This is a genomic window from Acinetobacter lwoffii, assembly GCF_029024105.1.
Taxonomy (GTDB): domain Bacteria; phylum Pseudomonadota; class Gammaproteobacteria; order Pseudomonadales; family Moraxellaceae; genus Acinetobacter; species Acinetobacter lwoffii.
Genome location: NZ_CP118963.1, coordinates 2,418,125 through 2,442,497 on the forward strand (window position 1 = coordinate 2,418,125; position 24,373 = coordinate 2,442,497).

At 43.8% G+C, this 24,373-nt stretch carries 21 protein-coding genes and 1 other RNA gene; 10 read left to right on the plus strand and 12 right to left on the minus strand.

Annotation, left to right across the window (positions count from 1 at the left end; translation table 11 throughout):
- Window positions 1-27: 27 nt before the first annotated feature.
- The gene (locus PYW33_RS11725) at window positions 28-936 is read right to left on the minus strand and encodes a YagK/YfjJ domain-containing protein (protein WP_004646151.1); all 909 of its coding nucleotides are present in this window, start codon (window positions 934-936) and stop codon (window positions 28-30) included.
- A 351-nt stretch (window positions 937-1,287) separates the two neighbouring features.
- On the opposite strand from PYW33_RS11725, the gene PYW33_RS11730 reads away from it, so the two are divergent.
- Window positions 1,288-2,169, plus strand: coding sequence for a hypothetical protein (locus tag PYW33_RS11730; protein WP_004646150.1), 882 nt, complete (start codon window positions 1,288-1,290; stop codon window positions 2,167-2,169).
- A gap of 19 nt (window positions 2,170-2,188) precedes the next feature.
- Here PYW33_RS11730 and PYW33_RS11735 read toward each other — a convergent pair whose 3' ends face one another.
- Window positions 2,189-3,328: a tyrosine-type recombinase/integrase gene (locus PYW33_RS11735; protein ID WP_004646149.1), complete on the minus strand. Its 1,140-nt coding sequence runs from the start codon at window positions 3,326-3,328 to the stop codon at window positions 2,189-2,191.
- Window positions 3,329-3,510: 182 nt separating this feature from the next.
- Window positions 3,511-3,869: a transfer-messenger RNA gene (gene ssrA / locus PYW33_RS11740) on the minus strand.
- Between the two features lie 130 nt (window positions 3,870-3,999).
- Between ssrA and glpK the strand changes: the two genes are divergently transcribed.
- Window positions 4,000-5,484, plus strand: coding sequence for a glycerol kinase GlpK (gene glpK / locus PYW33_RS11745; protein WP_004646148.1), 1,485 nt, complete (start codon window positions 4,000-4,002; stop codon window positions 5,482-5,484).
- An 80-nt stretch (window positions 5,485-5,564) separates the two neighbouring features.
- Here glpK and PYW33_RS11750 read toward each other — a convergent pair whose 3' ends face one another.
- Window positions 5,565-6,062 (minus strand): thioesterase family protein, encoded by a 498-nt coding sequence (locus PYW33_RS11750; protein WP_004646146.1) that lies wholly within the window; start codon window positions 6,060-6,062, stop codon window positions 5,565-5,567.
- A gap of 105 nt (window positions 6,063-6,167) precedes the next feature.
- Between PYW33_RS11750 and hemB the strand changes: the two genes are divergently transcribed.
- Together hemB and thiO are read left to right on the plus strand one after the other, a co-directional pair.
- Window positions 6,168-7,181 (plus strand): porphobilinogen synthase, encoded by a 1,014-nt coding sequence (gene hemB, locus PYW33_RS11755; RefSeq protein WP_004646145.1) that lies wholly within the window; start codon window positions 6,168-6,170, stop codon window positions 7,179-7,181.
- 15 nt (window positions 7,182-7,196) lie between these two features.
- Complete coding sequence (thiO, locus tag PYW33_RS11760; protein WP_004646144.1) at window positions 7,197-8,321, plus strand: glycine oxidase ThiO; 1,125 nt, start codon at window positions 7,197-7,199, stop codon at window positions 8,319-8,321.
- Here thiO and PYW33_RS11765 read toward each other — a convergent pair.
- Both PYW33_RS11765 and PYW33_RS11770 read right to left on the minus strand, forming a co-directional pair.
- Complete coding sequence (locus PYW33_RS11765) at window positions 8,310-9,215, minus strand: TIGR01777 family oxidoreductase (RefSeq protein ID WP_004646143.1); 906 nt, start codon at window positions 9,213-9,215, stop codon at window positions 8,310-8,312. The genes thiO and PYW33_RS11765 overlap by 12 nt on opposite strands.
- Before the next feature lie 153 nt (window positions 9,216-9,368).
- Complete coding sequence (locus PYW33_RS11770) at window positions 9,369-9,827, minus strand: ABZJ_00895 family protein (RefSeq protein WP_004646142.1); 459 nt, start codon at window positions 9,825-9,827, stop codon at window positions 9,369-9,371.
- A 474-nt stretch (window positions 9,828-10,301) separates the two neighbouring features.
- Between PYW33_RS11770 and PYW33_RS11775 the strand changes: the two genes are divergently transcribed.
- Genes PYW33_RS11775 through PYW33_RS11785 form a run of 3 tightly spaced genes read left to right on the plus strand, consistent with a single transcriptional unit; the run spans window position 10,302 to window position 16,281 of the window.
- Entirely contained in the window at window positions 10,302-11,555 is a 1,254-nt protein-coding gene (locus tag PYW33_RS11775) for an exonuclease SbcCD subunit D (RefSeq protein WP_004646141.1), read from the plus strand.
- An 8-nt stretch (window positions 11,556-11,563) separates the two neighbouring features.
- Complete coding sequence (locus tag PYW33_RS11780; RefSeq protein WP_004646140.1) at window positions 11,564-15,169, plus strand: AAA family ATPase; 3,606 nt, start codon at window positions 11,564-11,566, stop codon at window positions 15,167-15,169.
- 5 nt (window positions 15,170-15,174) lie between these two features.
- Window positions 15,175-16,281 carry an acyltransferase family protein gene (locus PYW33_RS11785; protein ID WP_004279281.1) on the plus strand — a complete coding sequence of 369 codons (1,107 nt, stop codon included), beginning with the start codon at window positions 15,175-15,177 and terminating at the stop codon, window positions 16,279-16,281.
- 31 nt (window positions 16,282-16,312) lie between these two features.
- On the opposite strand, the gene PYW33_RS11790 is transcribed toward PYW33_RS11785, so the two are convergent.
- Window positions 16,313-17,002, minus strand: coding sequence for a YggS family pyridoxal phosphate-dependent enzyme (locus PYW33_RS11790; protein WP_004646139.1), 690 nt, complete (start codon window positions 17,000-17,002; stop codon window positions 16,313-16,315).
- A 123-nt stretch (window positions 17,003-17,125) separates the two neighbouring features.
- Here PYW33_RS11790 and PYW33_RS11795 point away from each other — a divergent pair, with 123 nt between their 5' ends.
- Together PYW33_RS11795 and PYW33_RS11800 are read left to right on the plus strand one after the other, a co-directional pair.
- Window positions 17,126-18,163, plus strand: coding sequence for a type IV pilus twitching motility protein PilT (locus tag PYW33_RS11795; RefSeq protein WP_004279279.1), 1,038 nt, complete (start codon window positions 17,126-17,128; stop codon window positions 18,161-18,163).
- A 30-nt stretch (window positions 18,164-18,193) separates the two neighbouring features.
- Window positions 18,194-19,315, plus strand: coding sequence for a PilT/PilU family type 4a pilus ATPase (locus PYW33_RS11800; protein ID WP_004646138.1), 1,122 nt, complete (start codon window positions 18,194-18,196; stop codon window positions 19,313-19,315).
- Between the two features lie 69 nt (window positions 19,316-19,384).
- Here the strand turns inward: PYW33_RS11800 and fur are convergent, their stop codons facing one another.
- Complete coding sequence (fur, locus tag PYW33_RS11805) at window positions 19,385-19,822, minus strand: ferric iron uptake transcriptional regulator (protein ID WP_004646136.1); 438 nt, start codon at window positions 19,820-19,822, stop codon at window positions 19,385-19,387.
- Window positions 19,823-19,934: 112 nt separating this feature from the next.
- Between fur and PYW33_RS11810 the strand changes: the two genes are divergently transcribed.
- Window positions 19,935-20,333 carry an outer membrane protein assembly factor BamE gene (locus PYW33_RS11810; protein ID WP_004279275.1) on the plus strand — a complete coding sequence of 133 codons (399 nt, stop codon included), beginning with the start codon at window positions 19,935-19,937 and terminating at the stop codon, window positions 20,331-20,333.
- A gap of 100 nt (window positions 20,334-20,433) precedes the next feature.
- On the opposite strand, the gene PYW33_RS11815 is transcribed toward PYW33_RS11810, so the two are convergent.
- From PYW33_RS11815 to tnpC, 4 genes are all read right to left on the minus strand, one after another.
- Entirely contained in the window at window positions 20,434-20,766 is a 333-nt protein-coding gene (locus tag PYW33_RS11815; RefSeq protein ID WP_004646135.1) for an RnfH family protein, read from the minus strand.
- Entirely contained in the window at window positions 20,766-21,845 is a 1,080-nt protein-coding gene (locus PYW33_RS11820) for a hypothetical protein (RefSeq protein ID WP_004646134.1), read from the minus strand. The genes PYW33_RS11815 and PYW33_RS11820 overlap by 1 nt, the downstream gene beginning before the upstream one ends.
- Window positions 21,846-21,988: 143 nt before the next feature.
- The gene (locus PYW33_RS11825) at window positions 21,989-22,444 is read right to left on the minus strand and encodes a bacteriohemerythrin (RefSeq protein WP_004646133.1); all 456 of its coding nucleotides are present in this window, start codon (window positions 22,442-22,444) and stop codon (window positions 21,989-21,991) included.
- 287 nt (window positions 22,445-22,731) lie between these two features.
- Window positions 22,732-24,357 carry an IS66 family transposase gene (tnpC, locus tag PYW33_RS11830; protein ID WP_004646132.1) on the minus strand — a complete coding sequence of 542 codons (1,626 nt, stop codon included), beginning with the start codon at window positions 24,355-24,357 and terminating at the stop codon, window positions 22,732-22,734.
- Between the last annotated feature and the right edge of the window lie 16 nt (window positions 24,358-24,373).

Sequence of the window (24,373 nt, forward strand, 5' to 3'; positions counted from 1 at the left end):
ATAATGTATATCTGAGATTATTTTCATTTAGCGTCTATCATATTGCGTTATTAACTGACCTTTGCCAAATACTCTTCGCCCTCTCGGTTTAACTCGTAAGTATTGAAGGGTACGTTTGTGATGATCAGTAAGGTATTCCATTGCCTCAATGAAATTTGTCACTTGGGTTGAATCGCGACGATAAATCAAACCGATCCCCAGCTCATCTCTACCTCGGAGCTCCTTTACGCGTTCGCGGTTCCAACAATTATAGCCTTGACCATAATCTCGAGTAATCTCACTCCAAAGCGCGATAATTTTATTCCCCCAATATGCTGCGCTTCCATCACGAAAGGCAGTATCATAAATGATTGCTAAATGGCAATGAAAACCTTTACTTTTACCACCTTGCTCTACTCCCCATATATACCCGATCACATGTTTAAATATGCCATCTTTATTTTGGATACGATTAAGCAGTATATCTAAGTCCTTATAAATATCTTCAACTCTGATTCGACTAGAATGTTCTTGCAAATAACCCAAGTCCACACGAGAGACTAATATTCGACTACATTTATTAAGTATTGATCTACAATATTTCTGCACTTCAATTTTATTTTCATCTTTCTGTTTTTCGATAATCTTATAATCTTTTTCAAAATCCTCAGATAAATCTAAAAACCATGATCTCATCTCTCTATACCCAATTATCTTTAGCTCATCCATAAGATCAAAATAATCGGAGTTTATTCTCTGCAAGTCATATCTCAGAATTACAAAGAATTGAAGATAACCTATGTATTGATCATCAGGATCATAAATATCATCAAAGTCGAATAATAGATTAGTAAGCTGCGAATAGAATTCATCCCATTCCCTACTTCTTCTTTTTAGACATTTTAAGAAGTTCTCAATCTCAAGTGTAAGTTGTGCTTGGTTAATTGAATCTCTCATGTTTAAACCTATGTATGTGATAGTTACATAAGAGATAGGGAATTCAGTATATTTATACGTTTACTTCTCAATAGCATGTTAGCTAATAAAAGATAATATATATAACCAAAGCTCTAGAGAGTCCAAACTTCACCTGTGGTACAGCATCTAATCCCCACATTAAGCATATTTCCTCCCTGCTTTACACTTAGTCTCTAGCCTTAAAAAAGCTAGAATTAAGCAAAAGCATAGTGATGACTACCAAAAAACGTGTATAAACTATGATTTCGAGGAGTCCAGTATAGTTTTAGTATTGAAAAAAACTACTATAAATACTACAGTAATCACTACAAATATTTATGTAAAAATCTTATGTTAAACACTATTGATAAAGATCATCCTAACTATGAACTTACTATAAAAATTTTTAAAGAATTTAAGGATGAATCCTTAATCTGGATAGTAGATCGTTGGGCTGATAAAAATGATATGAGTAAAATGGGTGTTCTTAAACTTATTAATGACAGACATAATTTTAAAGAAATAGCTGATTATTTAGAAATTGAGTTCAAAAATTCCACACCCAAGAATTTAGAGATTTTTTTAGAAAATTGTTATGAAAATAAACATAAATATATTCTGAATGAAGATCTAAAATTTTTAGAAAAAGATAGTCGATTATGCTGGGCAATTATCAATAATCTTAAATACAAATATAAAGAAGATATACCAAGAAGATATAATTTCAGAAATCCTTATTTCTCTCTTATCTTTTTAATACATATTGAATTATTTAATTTTAATATACAAGTTGATGAATTAAGACATTATTTAAAACAAATAAGCAATAAGGACAATCCAGTAGTATTTCTAAGTAAATATATAGAAAATCCTGAATTTATAGATTGGGCTTTAAAATATACAGAAAGAAAAAATCGCATAATTACTTTTCCTAATTTCACCCCTACTAACTCTAATGACCAACTGGAGAAACTTTTAGGATATTGGGACTTTCTCTATATTAATGACCTACAAAAATATTGTATTGAAATAAATAAACTTAAAAAATCATGGCAGCAAAATATTTTTAGAGAAAAAAATAAAGAAAACCCTAAAAAATATTTTCACTTACCATTAAAGAAAAAGACAAAAAACCATTTAGAGAAATTAGCACATTTAAAAAATATGTCTGAAAGTAATGTTCTAGAAGAATTGATTAATAAGGCATATGAAGAATATAGAGAATATAAGTGATCAAAAAAGGAAAGGCTCTTTACTGAGCCATCCACTCCTTAATCTTCTCCCCATACCACGCCATCAACCTTACCCGCTCATCCCAGTATTGTGCTCGGTTATAGGCCGAGCGAATTCTATTTTGAGGCACATGAGCAAGCTGGCGCTCAATGGCATCTGGATTAAACAGATTTGATTCGTTTACGACTGTACTGAATAGCGATCTAAAACCATGTGTGGTCATCCGACCTGCATAGCCCGAACGCTTGATCACGGCCAAAATAGATTCGCTACGCATAGGTTCTTTGTTATTTAAACGATGTGGAAATAACAGTTCCTGATTATGGGTAAGTCTCAAAGCCTGAAGCTCGGCAATCATCATGTCCGTCAACGGTACACGATGTGGAAGACGGTTCTTCATCCGCTCTTCAGGGATATCCCACTTACGCCCTTCCAGGTCAAATTCTTCCCAGCGTGCTTGCAGCAATTCACTAACCCGAACACCTGTCAGCATGATCAGAATAATGGCATGATGTGTTTGAGCATCACTTGGGTAAGCTCTTACCTTTCTTAAAAATTCAGGCATTTCAGAGGCAGTAAGCGAAGCCAAATTTTTGACTCTTTTATTCTTGAGAGCATAAACCAGATCACCTGCCGGATTATCATAACGATAGCCATGCGCAATGGCATACTTCATGACCATGCCGCAACGAGATAAGGTACGTTTTGCAATTTCAAGCGAGCCTCTAGCTTCAATCTTCTTAATAATCTGCAGAATCTCAGGAGCCTGAATCTGGTTAATACGCTTATTAGCAAGAGCAATATAAAGCTCATCCAATGAAGCTCTAACATTACTAATATGTTTGGATGACCAGGTTTCTTTTTGATTATTGAACCAATCTTCTGCAACTTCTTTGAAATATGGCTTTAATTCTTCATGCAGCACTGAACGTGAGAATCGATGCTTAAGCTCATATGCAAGCTCCCTTGCCTTTTTTAAGCTTAAATCTGGATATGGACCAAGCGATTCAGACTTACGCTCACCATGGACAGTGACGCGTACATTCCAATATTTTTGACCTTTGGTGGTAATGATGAGGGATAAACCATGTGAATCCGAAAGACGATACTGTTTGTCTTTCGGCTGTGCTTTTCTACATTCAGTATCTGTAAGTGGCATATCGATTACCCATAATTGATGTATTAATTTCTGGGTAAATTTTCCCAATATTTACCCACAAAGAGCAAATATGGGGTCAAATGGGATCAGACGCTATCGGACAAACAGGCATAAAAAAAAGCCTTTAAACATTGAGTTTAAAGGCTTTTTTAGATTCCGATGGATTACTTCGGAAAGAATTTTGGTGGAGGTGGCGGGAGTTGAACCCGCGTCCGCCAGCACTACGCTCGAGAATACTACATGCTTAGATATCGTCTATTGTTTTAACTCTTTGTGACCCGACGAACAGGGTACAAATCGCGATCCTCTTAATTTAGTACAAAGCCCCGAGGCTTGGCTTTATACGGACTTGTGTGCGTGCGCTTCAGTCGGACTCTCTAACCACAAGTATTCGGAGAGGCGGACAAGCTGCCCTTAGGCAGCTAGAGCGTATGATTCGTCGTTTGCGACTAAAAAATGCAAATTTGATTTACGAGAGAAAATGCGCTCTCGGCATGCATCTATGAGTTTCATCACCAGCGTCGAAGCCAGAAACACCCCCAAAGTACAAGGCAATCATAGCATAAATGTCAAAAATTACGATGTATTTTCTGAACATTTACACAACTTGATGCGCTTAATTACATTATTGCGCTAATATTTTACTTTTCAAGCCGAATAACAGAAAAATTATGAGCTACCTTCTGGCCCTGGATCAGGGAACTACGTCAAGTCGGGCCATTATTTTTAATGAACATGGACAAGTTCAGGCAACGGCTCAACGTGAAACACATATCCACACCGCACATTCAGGCTGGGTGGAACAGGATGCACAGGAAATCTGGAGCTCACAGATTGCGGTGGTACAGCAAGCTTTAGCGACTGCAGGTATTCTGGCAAAAGATATTAGAGCCCTTGGCCTGACTAACCAGCGTGAAACCACTGTAGTCTGGGATCGTCGAAACGGCAAACCGCTCGCCCCGGCAATCGTCTGGCAGGACCGTCGTACGTCTGATTGGTGTAACCGGCTGATTGAACAAGGCCTGATGTCCAAAATTCAGCAAAAAACCGGCCTACGGATTGATCCTTATTTTAGTGCGGGAAAATTGGTCTGGTTTTTAGAGTATGTCGAGGGAGTACGGGCACTCGCTGAACAAGGCCATGTGGCATTTGGTACGATCGATAGCTGGCTGATCTGGAATCTGACCCAAGGCGCAGAGCACGTCATTGAAGCCAGTAACGCTTCTCGTACCATGTTGATGAATCTGCAGCAACAGTCGTGGGATGAAGAGCTACTCGAGCTGTTTAATATCCCTGCTTCGGTCTTACCGAAAATTATTTCTTCTGATTGTTATGTCGCTGACACTGCTTCTGGCTTACTGGGGGCCAATATTCCCATTACCGGAATTTTGGGGGATCAGCAGTCTGCCCTGTTTGGCCAGTCCTGTTTTGAGGTGGGCAGTGCTAAAAACACCTATGGTACTGGCTGCTTTATGCTGTTCAATACCGGACATAATATTCAGCTTAGCCAGAACAAGCTGCTTTCTACTCTTGCCTGGCAAGCCCAGGACCAAACTACCTATGCGCTCGAAGGCAGCGTATTTATGGCTGGTGCTGTAGTGCAATGGTTACGTGATGGCCTCGGAATTATTCAAAAAAGCAGTGATGTGGAAAAACTGGCGCATCAGGTCGAGCATAGTGACGGCGTGGTTCTGGTTCCGGCATTTACCGGACTGGGCGCGCCGCATTGGGATAGTGAAGCACGTGCCCTACTCTGTGGCATGTCACGCGGTACGACCAAAGCGCATATCGCTCGTGCAGCCCTTGAATCTATTGCCTTTCAGGTATCGGATGTGCTCAGTGCGATGCAGTCTGATATTGCACATCCACTTAAAGAACTGCGGGTTGATGGTGGTGCCAGCAGCAATGACATGCTAATGCAATTTCAGGCCGATATTCTGAATGTACCGGTACTGCGTCCGAAAATGCTAGAAGCTACTGCCTGGGGCGCAGCCGCTATGGCCGGATTAAAAGCTGGCGTATTTTCAAACCTGGATGAAATTTCCCAGTCCTGGCAGCTGAACCGTGCTTTTGAACCCAAAATGCAAAATGACGAAAGAGAAATGCATTTAGCCAAATGGCAAAATGCCTTGAAACGGGCTAAATCTGATCTCTAAATCCTCTAGGTTCATATTTGATCATTATAAAAAAAGCACTGTTAAACAGTGCTTTTTAATTTCCTCATTTCACGATTTTATTAATAGGCATAAGACGCAATTGCAGTTGCAATCGCCTTATCTTCATCATTGACCATGGTCATGCGCATGGTGCAGCCCTTACGCCCCAAACGTAAGGTTTCTGCACGTGCAATAAAATATTTGCCACGTCCAGGCGCCAGATAATCTACCCGCATATCGACCGTCGCCAGACGCGATACTTTTTTAATGGTATCTGCAATCGTTTCCGGTTCAGCTTTTTTATACAGTTCGCCCATGGCCACAATACCACCGACACTATCCAGTACAGTTGCAGCCAGACCGCCATGCAGAATCTGGAAAGCCACATTACCAATCATGAAATCCTGCATTTCTACATAGGCCTCAATCTGGCCCTCGACCACCCGCATGGTCATGCCGTTATGCTTAAAAAAAGGAGAGCTATTAAAAGCATGTACCAGCTGGTTCAGGACTACATCAATATCCACTTTCGAGCCCAGATGTATATTACCGGTCCAGTTTCTCTCTGTCTTACTCATCACTTTGCCCGAATCCACCACAATAAAAAACCGCTAATTTATGCCCAAAAATTTGAGTTAGGGCTACAATAGAGGCCTAGTTTAATACTGATTACTGAGATTTTTATGACTTATACGTTCAATCGTCCCGCGTTTCCTGCAACTCGCATGCGTCGTATTCGTAAAAATGAACATTTACGTTCGATGGTTCGTGAAACCCATCTCGCGGCAGATCATCTCATTTATCCAGTATTTGTCCTGCCAGGACAAAACCAGACCCAAGATATTCCAAGTATGCCGAATATCCAGCGTCTGTCAGCGGACTTGTTGTTAAAAAAATCAGAACGTCTACTGGAACTCGGTGTCAATAAACTGGCGCTATTTCCGGTCACCCCACAAGAAGATAAAAGCCTGACTGCAGAAGCTGCGTGGCGTGAAGATGGTCTGGTACAAAACACCTTGCGTTTATTGAAAAAAGAACTGCCAGAAATGGTGCTGATTACTGACGGCGCATTAGACCCGTATACCACACATGGTCAGGATGGCATTATTGATGAGAACGGTTATGTCTTAAATGATGAAACGGTCGAGTGCCTGATTAAACAGGGCTTGAGCCATGCCGAAGCCGGTGCAGATGTATTTGCTCCAAGTGACATGATGGATGGCCGGATCGGTGCGATTCGTCAGGCCTTTGAGCAAAATGGTCATATCTATACTTCGATCATGGCCTATTCAGCCAAATATGCATCAAGTTTCTATGGCCCGTTCCGTGATGCAGTCGGTTCTGCCAGCAACTTAAAAGGCGGCAATAAATACAATTACCAGATGGATGTCGGTAACCGTGCTGAAGCCCTGCATGAAATTGCGCTGGATATTCAGGAAGGTGCAGACATGGTGATTGTTAAACCGGGCATGCCTTATCTGGATATCGTCCGCGAAGTCAAAGACACTTTTGGCGTACCAACCTTTGTCTATCAGGTCAGTGGCGAATACGCGATGCTGGCTGCGGCAATTCAAAATGGCTGGTTATCTGATAGCGTCATTTTAGAATCATTGATGAGCTGTCGTCGTGCCGGTGCAGATGGTATCTGGACCTATTTTGCTGAAGAAGCTGCGCTTAAACTGAAAGACATGAAGTAAAAGGATTTCGGCGCAATGCATATTGCCATTGTCGGCGCTGGCATCACCGGTTTGATGTCGGCGCTGGAACTGCTTGAACAGGGATGTTCTGTTACCCTTTTTGATCAACAGGCCGCCGGACAGGCTGCATCCTGGGCTGGAGGAGGAATCCTTTCCCCGATGTATCCGTGGCGTTATCCCGCTGCTGTAAATGCTCTGGCTCGACATGCCAAACCCATGTATCAGGACTGGAATCAAAAACTGCAACCTTTCACTGGCATCGATTTCCAGATTCATGAAACAGGTATGCTGATTTTTGATGAATCCGATTTTGAAATCGGTTTAAGTTATGCCAAAACACATCAGGATCCGCAGCAACAGGCAGAATTGCTTGATCAGGCTAAACTGCAACAGATCAATCCAAGAATTAATCAGAGCAAATTCAAGCAGGCGATTTATTTCCCTGAACTGGCGAATATCCGTAATCCACGGTTATTACAGTCGATCATTCACTATTTGAAGCAGCATCCTCGTGTCACCTGGCAAGAAGACTGTAAAATCACTCGGCTCAATATTCAGCAAGGCTGTGTAAAAAGTATCTCAGATGAACATAGCCAGGTTTTTCAGGCAGATCAATATGTGTTCACAACCGGAGCATGGTCACAATACTGGTCACAGCAACTTGGTTTGGAAATTCCGGTACAACCGGTGCAAGGTCAGATGCTGCTGTTTAAAACGCCAGAAAACTGGCTGCCGACCATGTGCATGAACAAGGTGATGTACCTGATTCCACGACCAGACGGACATATTTTATGTGGTTCCAGTATGCGTCAGGTCGGTTTTGACACCTCGCCTTCTGCCGAAATTCGGCAGGATATTTTACAGGCGTGCATCGAGATGGTACCGGAACTGGCAGATTTTCCGCTGGTCAAGCAATGGGCCGGATTAAGACCCAGCTCACCCGATGGCATTCCCTATATAGGCAGAATTCCCAAGCTACACAATGCCTGGGCCAATTTCGGACATTTCCGTAATGGTTTATGTATGGGGCCGGCATCAGGCAAACTACTCGCTCAACTTATCCTTGAACAAACGCCAATCGTTGATCCAGTTCCTTATGATCCAGTCTGTTTATTAGAGTCCAGTCATTTAGTGCTTTAGGATATTATCCAGCGCTTCTTTCAGAGTTGGATAATGAAACTGGAATCCAGCCTCCTGCAAGGCTTTGGGCTGTACATACTGACCGTTCAATACCAGTTGTGACTGTTCTCCCAGCATCATTTTCAGACTGCATGCGGGTAGTGGAAGTAAGGGTTTGCGTTTCAGAATCTGGGCCGTAGTTCGTGCAAACTGGGCCTGACTACTTTTTTCTGGCGCGACCACATTAAAGATCTGCTCGGCTGTATCCTCAAGTATCAAGAATTCAATCGCACGCAGCACATCCTCTAGATGCACCCAGGTCACTGGCTGACGTCCATGACCAATCCGCCCAAACAGATTCAGCTTAATCGGCAATAGCATCTGCGGAAGAATCCCACCACCTTTGCCAAACACCACCGCAAAGCGAACAATCTTGGTGTTCTGGTTAGTATAGGACAAGGCCAGCTGCTCCCACTTCGCACAGAGTTCGGACATAAAAATATCTTGTGGCGGACTTTGCTCCGTGCAGACCTGATCCCAGCGCTCTGTCGGATCAATGCCATAATAGCCGACGGCCGATGTTGAAATAATCCGTTTCGGTCTAAGCTGATTTTTTTCTAAATAATCAAATAACCGTTTGGTGCTATCTAAACGGCTATCCAGCAATTTCTTTTTACGCGCTGCCGTCCAACGGCCTTGACCGATGCTTTCGCCAGCCAGATTGACCACATAATCAATCTGATGCTGTTTTAATTCTTCCAGCTGGTTAATCCAGTGGAAGTCCGGATGTGGTTCACGTTTATTTTTCTGACGGGTCAGACCAATCACCCGATAATCCCGTTCCAGTAAAAAATGCACGAGATGACTGCCAATAAAACCACTCGCTCCCGTCACCAGCACTACAGGTTTATACATTCGTCATTCTTCGCCTTATTATTTTCTTGGTTTAAATTATACGCCACTCATCTTCAGCTTTTTAAACCAAGAAGATCTTTGTAGTGGAGAATTTGTATCTTTCATCATTCAATTAATTTATGAAGATCGGGTCACAAAATGATTCATCTATATTCACTGAGGCGAATGGCCAAACATTTTCTCTGCCATACGCTGGGCCTGCTTGCCATAAAACCAGTACGTCAGTAGATATAGTGGAATTGCGATCATCAGGAACATGATCAGCACAATACTCATAAATTGTGGCTGCTGTAGATACAGCAAGAAGTCCTGCCAGGCATTCGGATTGGAACGGGTGGCGATGACAATACCGAGCAACAGAAATAATAAATTATAGCCCCAGTAAATCAGGCTAAAACCGAGGGTGAATTTTTTACGCTCTGCCTGGGTCGGCGCACGTTTTTGCTGTTTTAGAAATTTAAAAAGCACCCAAATCATGGCCACCAGATACGGAACAATCGTCAAGACTGCACCCATGCCCATCGGCAGCAAGGCTGCCAGTACACCGCAAATACAAGTAAAAATAAAACATATAACGAAAAACCAGATAAAATAACGACTTAGCGGCAACATATGCATGACTCAGTGATCTTCAACAAGCTAGTATAAAAAAAATCAGGTTTTTTTTCATTTTATTGTCAACCATCCACTATAGGGTGACGTTATATAGGGTACAAGGTACAAAAATTTGGACTGGCATCCACGAATTTTTGCTGACCTTTAGAGCTAAAGCAATAAGTCCAGTGTACAGGGAAATTTTGAATAGCAGCCAAAATCTTCATGTAACACAAATTTGACCGACGATTTCATCATCACTCGAATCGTCGGTTTTTATTTTTTAAAATTCCTATTTTTTTAAAAGCCTGATGGATTGCATGACTTTTCGATGTCTGATGATTTGGATGCGATCATCCAGTAATTTCCATACTGATCAAAATAAATTCAGCTTAAACATCACCAACAATTCGCTGAAATATCGTTTTACAAGTAGATTTTTACCTGTGCTTTTTCCTATAGTAGCAAGGCAGATATCTTGGGGTTCATTACATGGCAGTTCATTTTCTTCACACTTCCGATTGGCATCTGGGACAATTTTTCCATAACCATGACCGTGAATTTGAACATGCACAGTTTTTGACTTGGCTACTTGAGCAAATTAAAACAAAGCAGCCGCATGCTCTGCTGATTGCCGGCGATATTTTTGATGTGATCAATCCAGCTTCCAGTGCGCAAAGACAACTATACCAGTTTCTGGCCGACGCCCACGACCTGGCGCCACATATGCAGACCCTGATGATTGCAGGCAATCATGATTCCGGTTATCGGATTGAACAGGTTGAACCCTTGCTGGCCAAATTCAATGCCAAAGCTGTGGGAATCGTAGGCCGCACTGCAGAAAATACCCTGAACCTGGATCGTCTACTTATTCCTATTTATGATCGGGATAAAAATATCATCGCCTGGTGTCTGACCCTACCCTATTTACGCAGTGCCGAAATTACCGGACTGAATGAACATACCAGCAATAACCAGAACGCGATCAGTTATCTGCATCAACAACTGATTGCCGAAGCCAGAGCCCGCAAACAGCCACATCAGGCACTAATTTTAATGTCACATGCGCACATGCAAGGTGGTGAGACCTCGGACTCTGAACGTCCGATTATCGTCGGCAATGAAGAAGCCCTGTCGACGGCGCTGTTTGATGATGTGATTGATTATGTCGCGCTCGGGCATTTGCATAAACCACAAAAAGTCGGTCAGCCGCATATTCGCTATAGTGGCTCCCCGATTCCGCTATCATTTAGTGAAATCCATTACCAGCATCAGGTGGTTGAAGTCCGGATTGATCCTGAACAAAACCCGGAAAACCGCTTTCAGTACGATGCCTTAAGCATTCCGCGTACTGTCGAGCTGTTCCGCGTTCGTGAAAAGCTGGAAAATTTAATTACTCAAATTCAGGCGCTGCCCGCCGGAGAAATCGAGCAGCTTTCTGCACGGCATTTTCTGGAAGTGGAATACACGACCGATGCGCCGCCTCCGGTAGACCTGCGTCAGCAAATAGAACAGGCCCTCCCTGCTAACCGTTACCGACTGCTCCGCATCAGCCGGATTTACCAGCAACAGGTCGACCTTAGTTCAAGCCAGTCTAAAATTGATCTGGCACCCCCTACCCCGGAATCGCTATTTTTCAATATCTGGAAAAAAATGGGCTATGAGCAGGATCATTCGGTACAACGGGATTTTCAGGAATTATTGATTGAAGCCCAGCACGAACTTGCACAAAAACAACAAGCCTAGGATTGGCCATGAAAATTTTACGTCTAAGCCTGAATAACCTGGCATCTCTCACTGGCACTCATCATATTGATTTTGAATCCAGCCCACTGGCTCATGCCGGATTGATTGCGATTACTGGAAAAACCGGTGCAGGAAAATCCACCCTGCTCGATGCCATGTGTCTGGCGCTATACAATGAAATCCCCCGCCTAAAAGGTGCGACAGGCAGCCTGAAAGATGCTGGCGGTCAGGATGTGTCCATCAAGGATTCCAAGAATATTCTGCGCCGTGGCTGCGTGCATGGTTTTGCCGAACTGGAATTTATTGCACTCGATAGCAAACGCTATATAGCACGCTGGGAAATTAAACGGGCACGCCAGAAAGTCGATGGCAATCTAAAAGTAGACCGCTACGTCAAATGTCTGGATGATGACACCACACTGACGCAAAAAATATCGGAAGTCACCCCCCTCATTGAAAAACTGGTAGGCTTAAATTTTGAGCAGTTTACCCGCGCGGTGTTATTGGCACAGTCGGAAGTCGGTGCCTTTCTTAAAGCCAAAGATAATGAACGCGCAGACTTGCTGGAATATCTCACCAATTCGCAGATTTTCAGTCTAGTTAGTCAGAAAGCTGCAGAGAAATTCAGCGAAGTCAAAAACAAGCGCAACGATCTGGAAAAGCTGATCGGGCATATTGAAATTCTGTCTGAAGAAGACATCAGCGCTTTACAACAGCAGCAGAACTCTTTGTCTTTGCAACTTCAGAATTTGCAGCAATCAGAAAAACTGCTAGAAAATGAGAAACAATGGCATCTGGACCGACATAAACTCTATGCAGAAGTCCATGCCAAAAAAGAAGTCTACGAAGTACAGCAAGATGCAGTAAATAAATCTGCAGGACAGCAACAGCTACTGGAGCAGCTGGATGAATTCCAGTCGATTCGGGATCAGTTTGTGAGTCGTACCCGTCTAGCCCCTCAAAAAGAGCAGATTCAGCACCAGCACACCCAATTTACGCTGGAATTTGAAACGCTCAAACAGAGCTTTGTAGCAGAAGAAGCCAAACTTACAGCCTTACAACAACAGCAGCACCAGTTTCAGCAACACTTGGCAAACCTGAAACCGCATCTGGAGGCAGGTTTAAGGCTGGATCATGCAATTGATACGGTATCAGAGCGGTACAAAAAACTGCATGCAGAGCAAAGCCAGTTTCAAACCCTTCGTCTACAGCCTTTAGAAGAACAACTGCGACAGCAACAACAGACTTTGAATCAGCTACAAGCTCGGCAAGAAAAGGTTGCACAACAATTGGCTGAATCTGGCTTTTTAAATGTGTTCGATCTGGAGCCGCAAAGTACCTTGCAACGCATACAAGACTTTATGCGTCAGTATCAGCAACTGCAGCAACAGAATCCGGACAGCCTGAAGCAGCCTTTACCTGAACTGGAAAAAACCGTTACAGTACTTTCAGGAAATCTGAACCAGTGGATACAACAGCATCATAGTCTGGAACAGCTAGAAGAGCATCTCAAAACCATTCAGGAAATGCGTCAGCAACGCCAAGCGGAACAGCGTCAGCTCGACCTGCTGCAACAGCAGGTACAACAAATCGTTCAACAATCACAAGAATTTGAACAACTGCAATCTGCTGTAAATAGCCAACAGCAGCAACTAAAAATGCAGCAAGAGGCCGAACAGGCACTACATCAGCAGATTCAGGCTGAACAACAGGCCTATGAACACCTGGAACAAATACTTGCCCAGCAACGTTTATTGCATGCGCAAAGTGTGCAGGATCTTCGTGGCCAGTTAAAACCGGATGAGCCATGCATGGTCTGTGGAAGCCCAGCCCATCCTTTTGTCGATGCCGTCCATGAACATCTGGAACAGAGCCTGAACCAGCTACAGGAGCAACAGTTACGGCAGGCAAAACAGCAGCTCGATCAGCAACTGCAATCTCAGCAGCAGCAACGCATTGAAATGTCTAAAGCACAAACAGTAATTGAGCAACAGCAACAGCGTTGCCAGATCCTGCAAAACCAGATTCAACAATCCTCTGCTGACTGTAAATCTCAACTACTTAAACTGGAAGTGGTTACCGAGCAGCACAATGATCTTCCTACATTCATCCAGTTACTGGCGAATCACACTCAAAGTCTGGTCCAGCAGCTAGAACTATCACAACAGCAGGAACAACAGCTCCAGCAACAATTACAACAATGGCGTCAACAACAACAGCAATTGCACCAATTACAACTGGCTCTACAGCAACGTCAGCAACTCGACCAGCTGATACACCCAGTTTTAAGCATACTGCCCAAGCAGTACCAGTCGCAGCCACCTATGCTCTGCTTACCTCAGTTGCAACGACAAGTAGAGCACCGCATGCAGCACTTGGCAGTACAAAAGCAGCTGGAATCTGACCTGCATCAACAGCAGCAGATATTGGAAAAGAGCCAGTATCAACTACAATTGGAACAGCAAAATTTTGCTCAATTGAGTCAGTCTGTAGAGCAGTTGATTCAGCAAGGCAAAGACCTGCGTCAACAACTGGCTGAACTGACCCAAGAACATGCAGGACAAGTCTACCGTGTCGCTGCAGAATGGCGCGATGCACTAGAGCTACAAGCCAAGACCTTAGAGCAGACTTTAGAACAACAGCGTCAATGCACGGCGCAGGCCGAAAAACAGTGGCATCAAACCCACTTAAAACTGCAAGAATTTATCAGCCAACTTCAGCAGATCGATCAGCAATTGGCTCAATATCAGCAAGATATTCAGGCATGGCAAGCAGCACATCCGCAAGTGACGGCAGCTCAAATTGAACAATGGCTCAGTATTGATCTGAGCAACCATCAACACATTCGTCAGAATCTGGCCAACCAGAAACAGGCACTCGAAAATGCCAGAACAGCCTGGCAATTACTTGAAGAACAATATCAGGCCCATTTAAAACTACAGCCAGAACATGAATTTGAGGAAATTGAACAAAAACTTGGCATGCTGCATCAGGAAAAAATAATGCAGCAGGAAGTGCTCAATGAAACTGATGCCAAACTGCGTATGAATGCCAATAATCAAAACACCTATGCCAAATATCAGCAGCAAATTGAGCAGATCAAAGCCGAAGAATACCGTTGGGGTCGTATTTACGACCTGATCGGACATAAGGAAGGTACCAAATTCCAGAAAATTGCCCAGGAACATCATCTGGATATTCTGGTGGAATATGCAAATCAGCAGTTGCAACCGTTGGCACCCCGCTATCAGTTACACCGTATTCCGGATAGCCTGAGTCTGGCGATTATTGATCTGGACATGAATAGTGAAGTCCGCCCTGTGCTGTCCCTATCGGGTGGTGAAACCTTCCTGGTTTCATTGGCTTTGGCTTTGGCGATTGCCAATATGGCCTCCGGCTCCATGAAACTGGAATCACTGTTTATTGATGAAGGTTTTGGTACGCTAGATCCTGCTTCGTTACATATGGTGATGAATGCACTGGATCATTTACAAAGTCAGGGTCGTAAAGTTGTATTAATCTCGCATGTGCAGGAAATGCATGAACGTATTCCGGTACAGATTCAGGTCAAACCGGTTGGTGCAGGTGCAAGTACCATTCAGATTATAGGCTAAGGATCATGAACACTGCCCCGAATACGCTCTCGCACTATTTCAGCCTACAGCTTGAGAGCCTACGGGGTATCAGTGCCATTGTGGTGTTATTCAGTCACTGCTTTCAGGCATTTATTGCGCCTTTCGATACCAGCATTTATTCATGGATACGCCTGCTTGGGCAGGCTGCAGTCATGATTTTCTTTGCCTTAAGTGGCTATCTGATCGGCTATTCGATTCAGCACAACATTCATCAGCATGGTCAGTTCAATCTGCACCGTTATGCCCGACAGCGTTGCAGCAGAATTTTACCACCCTTTCTGTTTGCCATGGGGTTGACGCTGCTTTTATATCTGCTTGCTCCACTATTATTTGCCAGTCATACTCATGCTTTTCAACACAGTTTTGGCATGATGATCCGGACTGACTATAGTGTAGACATGATGGAATTTATTGGTTCGCTGCTATTTTTGAATGGCTTTGTAACACCAACGGTTTCAGCCAATGCTGCGCTCTGGAGCCTGAGCTATGAAGTGTGGTTTTATGTGCTGGCCGGATTCCTACCTTTTTTAAAAAATTCGGAAATCGCCAAAATCGGATTTTTTATAGTTCTGGCTATACTGTCATTACTGAACATCCAGTTTTTTATTTATTTTCTGGTCTGGCTTAGTGCCTTTGCCTGTTCATTTCAATATATCCAGCTACGTTTTTTAAACCGCTTACAATCGGTCAAATTAGCCCTATTCGGCTTGGCATTTCTAATTGCCTGTTTTGATGCTTACCAGTTTCAGATGATCGATGAAACCCAGCAATACCGCGCTGCGAATTTCACCCCTTTTAATTTCTGTGTGGGTCTGGCCTTTAGCTGCTGGCTGGTACAGCTCCAGTATCAACGCAGTCATTATCATGCGGTCTGGGTTCAATCCGCAGACTTTTCCTATACCTTGTATGTCACCCATTTCCCCTTACTTTTATTTATTTTGGGCTGTATTCCGGCAACTTTAGGCTATGGTCTGGGTGGAGCAGTTTTAGCCTTGCTTACGAGCATGTTCGGCATAATAGTCTTTGCCTGGCTGATGGCTAAATGGCTCGAACCAGCCAGAAAAAAAGCGTTATCCAATACCCTGCGATAACGTTTTGCTGCAAAAAACTGACATTAGTAGTTTATACATCTTTTTTAGGCCGTGCACCAAATAGGGCTGTGCCAACACGAACCATGGTAGAACCCGCAGCAATCGCTTCGGTCATATCCGCAGACATGCCCATACTTAAAGTATCCCAATCTTCAGGATGTGCATGCTGAACTTTGACTGCATCAAATAAAACTTTGGCATCACCAAAGGATTGAGGATTATTCGGTGCTGGAATCACCATCAGGCCACGTAAACGCACATTCGGTAGTTGGCTGATCTGTGCCACTAAATCTGCAACTTCTGCCGGCTGGCAACCATCTTTGGTATCCTGACCATCAATATTCACCTGAATACAGATATTTAGTGCAGGCTGATCATCTCCACGCTGATTGGATAAGCGCTCGGCAATAATCAGACGATCCACCCCATGCACCCAGGCAAAATTTTCTGCCAGATGCTTGGTCTTGTTACGCTGCACATGTCCAATAAAATGCCATTCAATGTCCAGCTCTTTCAGGGCCGTGATTTTTTCCAGCGCTTCCTGCAAGTAATTTTCACCAAAAGCACGTTGCCCTGCCTGATACATATCTGCCAGCACGCTACTCGGCTGGGTCTTGGAAACGGCAAGCAGTTGCACCGCATCTGCTTCGCGGCCGGCCTGAATACAGGCAGTTTCAATTTGCACTAAGACCTGATTTCGTGACTGTTGCAACATATTCATTGATGGGGTTCTCATTTCATTCATCTTTTTTTCCCTTGCCCATGAACTAAGTGTTGGTTAAGCTGTGGGAAAGCCTTATTATTCTATCAAAATAATTAACATTTTAATGAACTCGGGGACCTTATGGATATCACAGAATTGTTGGCATTTTCTGCTAAAAATGGTGCGTCGGATTTACACTTGTCTGCGGGCTTACCGCCAATGATTCGTGTCGATGGGGAAGTTCGTCGCATCAACCTGCCAGCATTAGAACACAAAGAAGTGCATAAACTCGTTTATGACATCATGAACGATAAACAGCGCCGTGATTTTGAAGAAAATCTGGAAACTGACTTTTCTTTTGAAGTGCCTGGCGTGGCACGTTTCCGTGTCAACGCATTTAACCAGAACCGCGGTGCCGGTGCGGTATTCCGTACCATTCCCTCTAAAGTACTGACCCTTGAAGATCTGGGCATGGGACAGATTTTTAAAGATATCTGTGAATATCCACGTGGTCTGGTACTAGTCACAGGTCCAACCGGTTCGGGTAAATCAACTACCTTGGCGGCGATGCTGGATTATATTAATGACAACCGCTATGACCATATTCTGACCGTCGAAGATCCGATCGAATTTGTGCATCAGTCCAAGAAATGTTTGATTAACCAGCGTGAAGTGCATCGTGATACGCATGGCTTTAATGAAGCATTACGTTCTGCATTACGTGAAGATCCGGATATTATTCTGGTCGGTGAGATGCGTGACCTTGAAACCATTCGTCTGGCTTTAACTGCGGCAGAAACGGGTCACCTTGTTTTCGGCACCCTGCATACCACCTCAGCGGCCAAAACCATTGACCGTGTGATCGACGTATTCCCTGCTGAAGAAAAAGACATGGTACGTGCCATGTTGTCTGAATCCCTACAAGCCGTAGTTTCACAGGCTCTGCTGAAGAAAAATGGCGGTGGGCGTGTGGCGGCGCATGAAATCATGATTGGTATTCCGGCGATTCGTAACCTAATTCGTGAAAACAAAGTCGCACAAATGTACTCAGCAATTCAGACCGGTGCCAACTATGGCATGACCACACTGGACCAGACCCTGAAAACACTGGTGTCCAAAGGTTTGATCAGCCCGCAAGTTGCACGTACTGCAGCCAAACAGCCAGAAGCATTTTTATAAGAAAATTGAATTGTATTGGGGTTTATATACATGGATTTTAACGGCTTACTCGATTATATGGTGGAGAAAAAAGCATCGGATCTGTTCATTACTGCCGATGTCGAACCATCCATCAAGATTAATGGTCAGATTTTACCGATTGGCTCAGTAAAATTACCGGGTGCGGCAGTAGGACAACTGCTCAATTCCATCATGACTGAAAAGCAGCGTAAAGAATTTGCTGACAGTCGTGAATGTAACTTTGCCATCAGCACACCGGACAAAAGTGCCCGCTTCCGTGTCAGTGCCTTTCAGCAACGCGATCAACCGGGGATGGTTTTGCGTCGGATTGAAACTGTTATTCCAACTATGGATGAACTCAAGTTACCGCCAATTTTAAAAGAACTGGCGATGACCAAACGTGGCATCATTATTTTTGTCGGGGCAACGGGTACCGGTAAATCAACCTCGCTGGCGTCTTTGGTCGGTTATCGCAATGAAAATTCCAAAGGTCATATCATTACCATTGAAGATCCGATCGAATTTATTCACCAGCATAAGGGCTGTATTATCACCCAGCGCGAAGTCGGCATTGATACAGATTCATTTGAAATCGCTCTGAAAAACACCTTGCGTCAGGCACCGGATGTAATTCTGATTGGTGAGATCCGTTCACGTGAAACCATGGATTATGCGATTGCCTTTGCCGAAACCGGTCATCTGGTCTTTGCTACCCTGCACGCTAACAACGCTAACCAGGCGATTGACCGGATTATCCATTTCTTCGAAGCAGACCGGCATAATCAGCTGTTTATGGACTTGTCCCTAAACATGAAAGCGATTGTGGCACAGCAACTGATTCCAACCATCGATGGCAATGGTCGCCGCGCTGCCATTGAGATTCTAATTAACTCGCCACTGATTGCCGACTTGATTCGTAAAGGTGATGTGCATGAGATCAAGGATCTGATGAAGCGTTCCCGTGAACTGGGCATGCAGACCTTCGATCAGGCGCTGTATGATCTGTATAAAGCCAAACAGATCAGCTATAAAGATGCACTGAAACATGCGGATTCACCCAACGACCTGCGTTTGCAAATCAAACTGTCAGAAGAAGGTGGCAGCCATTTATTGCGTGCACATTCCAATATCACCTTTGACGGTCAGTCCTGATCGGATTGAGCGCATAAAAAAACAGGCTTCCCATGAAGCCTGTTTTTTTTGTTTGAACCAGAGCTCAAATTATTTTTTACGGAACACTTCCTGACATGCAGTCGCATCGCAGTAGCCATACAGATTCAGTGAGTGACCGGTTAATTCAAAACCAAATTTCTCAGCAACGTCATGCTGCTCTTTTTCAATCGTGTCATTAATAAATTCAACAACTTTGCTGCAATTTAAACATACCAGGTGATCGTGGTGATCTTCCTGCATAATTTCAAAAACTGAATGATTATTTTCAAAATTATGACGTTCGATGATGCCCGCTGCTTCAAATTGCGTTAACACACGATACACAGTTGCTAAACCTACATCTTCGCCCTGATCGAGTAAAGTCTTGTAAATATCTTCCGCACTTAAATGATGTTGTTTTGAATTTTCTAGTAATTCTAATATTTTAATTCGTGGAAGGGTAACTTTCAGTCCAGCTTTTCGTAAATCTTGGTTTGAAATAGTCATGTAAAAAGGTCTCTCAACAAAATCAAAGTTGGAATATGCAACAAAGTTTAGATGCAGTATGATCTATCCTTGGATCAAATGCATCATAATTAATTTGGGATAGTTTAGCAAAATGCAAAAAATCATGTTGACGTTATTCGTCACTTCATTGCTCGTCGGCTGTTCGACATTAGGTGTTTATAAAGTAGATATTCCACAAGGAACCCCTTTAACCCAAGCACAAGCCGCTAAAATTCAGGTGGGAATGAGCCATCAACAGGTGCGTTTCTTACTGGGCAGTCCAACAGTAAGCGATCCACTGAATCCTTTACGTTGGGACTACATCTATAACTATACCCCAGGAACCTACGCTAAAAAAGCCAAGATCCCGGCAGCCCAAGGCCAGCATTTGAAAATCTACTTTAACCAGTCTGGTATCGTGGAACGTGTTGAAGGTCTGGAGACGATTCCAGAATCTCAACCCGGCTTACCAGGATCAAAAGAAGCGATTTTAAATGCTCCCCCACTATAGTCGGTTTCACATGAAAAAGCCCCTGAATCATTAGGGGCTTTTTTAATTAAGCTGATTGATTGAGCAGATCATTGAGGCTACTGCTCATTCAAGCCGCTTTCTATTCGGAAGATGGTTTCAGCTTTCTTAAAAGATTGCCTCTGGCATAACGACCCACAGGATTTTTCTCGGCGCGTTTACGTCGGATGTCTTTAGGATTGATGGTCAGTGCTCGGTAAATTTCTACCCGATCCCCTGCTGCCAGTGGCTGCTGATGATCTTGCAAACGCACCCCAAAGATGCCCAGAGATAACGGTTCAGGCAAGTCGACCTGCTCACGGATTCCACTCTGCTCAATCGCATCCAGTGCCGTCATGCCGGGCTGAAATGGCACGGCTAGATGAAATTGTTTTTCTGACGTCGCATACGCTACCCAGATCATCGCCTCACTCATCAGACGAATTGTCCTAAGACAGCAATGATTGCCAGAATAATCCCGACCGGCAACACCACACGTACTGCAATACGCCAGATGTTATAAAACGCTTCAGAGCTAAAATTCATTGATTTACGCAAATGACTGATCTTCATGATCCAGCCGGCAAATAATGCATAGATCAAACAAATCAATAAGCCCCAGACGAGCAAGACCACATTGAAAATTGGGCTTAGATTTGGAATAGCCCAGATCAGCGTAACCGCCGCCACAATCGCCCATTGAATCGCAGGATGAAGCTGACGTTGCTGTAACTGTTCACGTGCCATTTGCAAAATTAATGCGGCAGCTGCCACCATCGCTGCGACCAAGGTGAATGCAGGGATTTGCGCTTGCACAGCAAAGAAAGCAAATGCAATGACAGCAACGAGCTGCGCAATCCAGATCGGCAATACCGTCTTGCTGGCGACATCCTGTTGTTGTACAGCGCTTAGGCTAGACTGCCAGTACAAGCCCATGCCCAGACCACTTGCCACCAGCGCTAATACGGTGGCATTGCCCCATTCCGAGAATTCGACTGGCGTGACTTGCCATGCAGGTAGTGCAGTTCCCATTACATTGGCCAGAACCAGAGATGCGAGCACCCCAATCGTTGTAACAGCCAATAAAATTTGACGCGGTAGCAGTGACAGGGCCAACGCTACTATTGTCAATCCGATCAACAAAAGGTTCGGTGCAAGATCAAGTGCAGCAACCGCCAGAACATTACTGGCATTGTTCAGCATTGCACCTGCCAGAAACGGAATAAAAATCACACTTAACCAGCCGACAATACGCCATTTCTGTGACGCATCAGCTTCACGGGTCAGCGTTGACAGCGCCTGTAATGGCGTTGTTCTAGAGCGCTTGGCCAAAGCAATTTCCAAGTAGCAGACTGGAAGTGCCAGAATCAGCATGGTGGCTAACCAGAGCATCCAGAAATCCAGCTGACGATCAATCTGTATACCGGTTATCGGTGCGAGCGTCGCGATGATAATAAACGATAAACAGAAAGCCATCAGCGGCGATAACCATTTTGACATAGCATTGTCCTGCATGATGCATTCCTATAAAAATCTAGCGCTATTTTGCCTTGTGAAGCGGTGAAAATCAAAAACAAAAAGCAAACCACCTTAACGGTGATTTGCTGCGCCAAAATTATAATTAAATTGTAATTCTTGTTATCTCTTTAGATATTTTATTATGAGAAAAACCGAGCGAACCAGTTTTTACCGGTTTTCTTTTCTTTTTCCTTGATGATGCCCATCATATTTTCTTTCACGGCACCGACATAATCGGCGTCATCGTGCTGAATATGGTTAATCAGCCATTTCGATAATACTTCGTGCAGTTCATGTTCAATCGACTGCCCCAGTTCAAAACGGTCACGATAAGATTCAATTTTCTTAATAAACAGGTCATGCACACGTTTATGCGGCACCCGATATTTATAGCCGGCTTCTTCCTGAAGAGATTCCTCAAAGGTGAAATGCGACTGGGTATAATCAATAATATTATCAAGAATCTGTTTAATACGGGCACGCTCGGTATTGGCATCAATTCCATCAATTTCGTTGATATAATCGAGAATTCGTTTGTGCTGATCGTCAATCACATCGATACCAGTATTATAATCTGGAACCCATTTCATTTTCATTACGACCACCTATAAATATTAAGGACTTATAACGTGAAAATGAGCATATAGCGTATTGATTCAAATAAAAATGAAGCAAATTAGTCGGCTTTCCGCCTAAATCCGGCTTTTTCATTTTAAGTTTCTGTTATATATAATTAAAAATAATTTATCCTGAGTAAAAGGCTAAGATATTAATTAACCAAAATCCACAATAAGCCTTTATTTATTCTTAGATTTTTTCTTATTTTTTAAATATAAAAAAACGGAGTTTAAACGTAAGCGTCCGCTGAATCCCATACCAATTTTTAATTCAATTTAGGTTTCCAGCAGTGTGGCAGTAACTCTTCAATCTGGGTCACTTTATGTGTCGGTAACCTTTTCAGCACATCACTTAAATAGGCATACGGATCCAGCCCATTCAGCTTTGCTGACTGGATTAACGTCATGATGTTTGCCGCTCGCTGACCACTGCGCAGCGAGCCAGCAAACAGCCAGTTCTTGCGCCCCAACGCCCAGGGACGCATCTGATTCTCGACCCAATTATTGCAAATAGGTAGATTGCCATCATCCAGATAGCGGCTTAAGGCTGGCCAACGCTTCAGACTGTAATTGATGGCCTTGGCGGTGGGAGAACTCGATGGCACTGTCAGATGATGTTGGTTGAGCCATTCATATAGTTGTTGCATCACTGGTTGACTATGCTGTTGTCGGTATTCGCGGCGGTCTTCCGCTGTACCATCGGTCTTTTTCCTGAGCTCTGCTTCTATCGCATACAGTTTCTGAATCAGCACCAATGCCTGTTCAGCGACCTGACTTTTCCCGGTCACATGCAGTTCATGGAATTTACGACGTGCATGGGCCATGCAGCCCACCTCAATGACCTGGCCTGATTTAAAGCGTGCTTTATAACCACTGTAATCATCACAGACTAGATAGCCCTGCCAGCCTTTCAAGAACGCTTCAGCATGCTGGCCTGAACGACTATCCTGAAAGTCATAGATCACCGCCTGAACTGGATTGTACTGTGTAGTGGCATAGGCCCAGACATAACCTTTTTTCGGTTTTTTCTCATCATCACCCATCCGCATGATGGTGACCGGCGTTTCATCGGCATGCAGCATCTGCTGTTGTAGTACCACCTCTTTTAAGGCATTGGCCAGAGGTTCGAGTTCTACTCCGCAGCGACCTATCCAGTCAGATAACGTTGATCTAGAAAGTTCGATTCCCGCCCGCTGATAGATCAGGCGTTGACGGTACAGCGGCAAATGATCGGCATATTTCGATACCAGCACATGGCTGAGCAATTCAGGTGAAGCAATGCCTTTATCAATTACATAGGCAGGCATCGCTTGCTGAGTCAGGGTGTCACACTGATCACAGACCCATTTACCACGCACATGCTGTTCCTTATAGAACTGTGCCGGTCTGAAATGCAGTTTTTCACTGATATCTTCGCCGATACGACGTAACTGGCAGCCACAACTGCATTGGGTTGATGCAGGTTCATGCTCAATACGGATGGTGTGTAGATGATCGGGCAGCAGTCGACGTTTAGGTTTATTTGCTTTGGCTTTGTGTGTCGCTGCATCGGTTTTATCTGCATTCAGCCGTTCCAGTTCCAAATCAACGGCTGCAATATCTTCTTCGACCGCTTCATCCCAGAGATGGATTTGTTTTGCGGTGAGATGTTCGTTTTTACTGCCGAATTTGTGCTGTTTAAACAGCGCCAGTTCATGCTCGTATTTTTGATTGAGAATGGAAAGATGTTGGTTGCATGCTTCAAGATGCTGAACTTTGGCATCCAATTGCTGGTTTGATTTTTCTAATTCTTGCTTTGATTGTGCCAGAGACTGATGCTGCAACGCCAACTGCCTGGTGAATTCCAGCAGTTGTTCATGGGTCAGTTGGCTTAAGTCTGGCAGCGTATTCATGACCGCAGTATGCCTG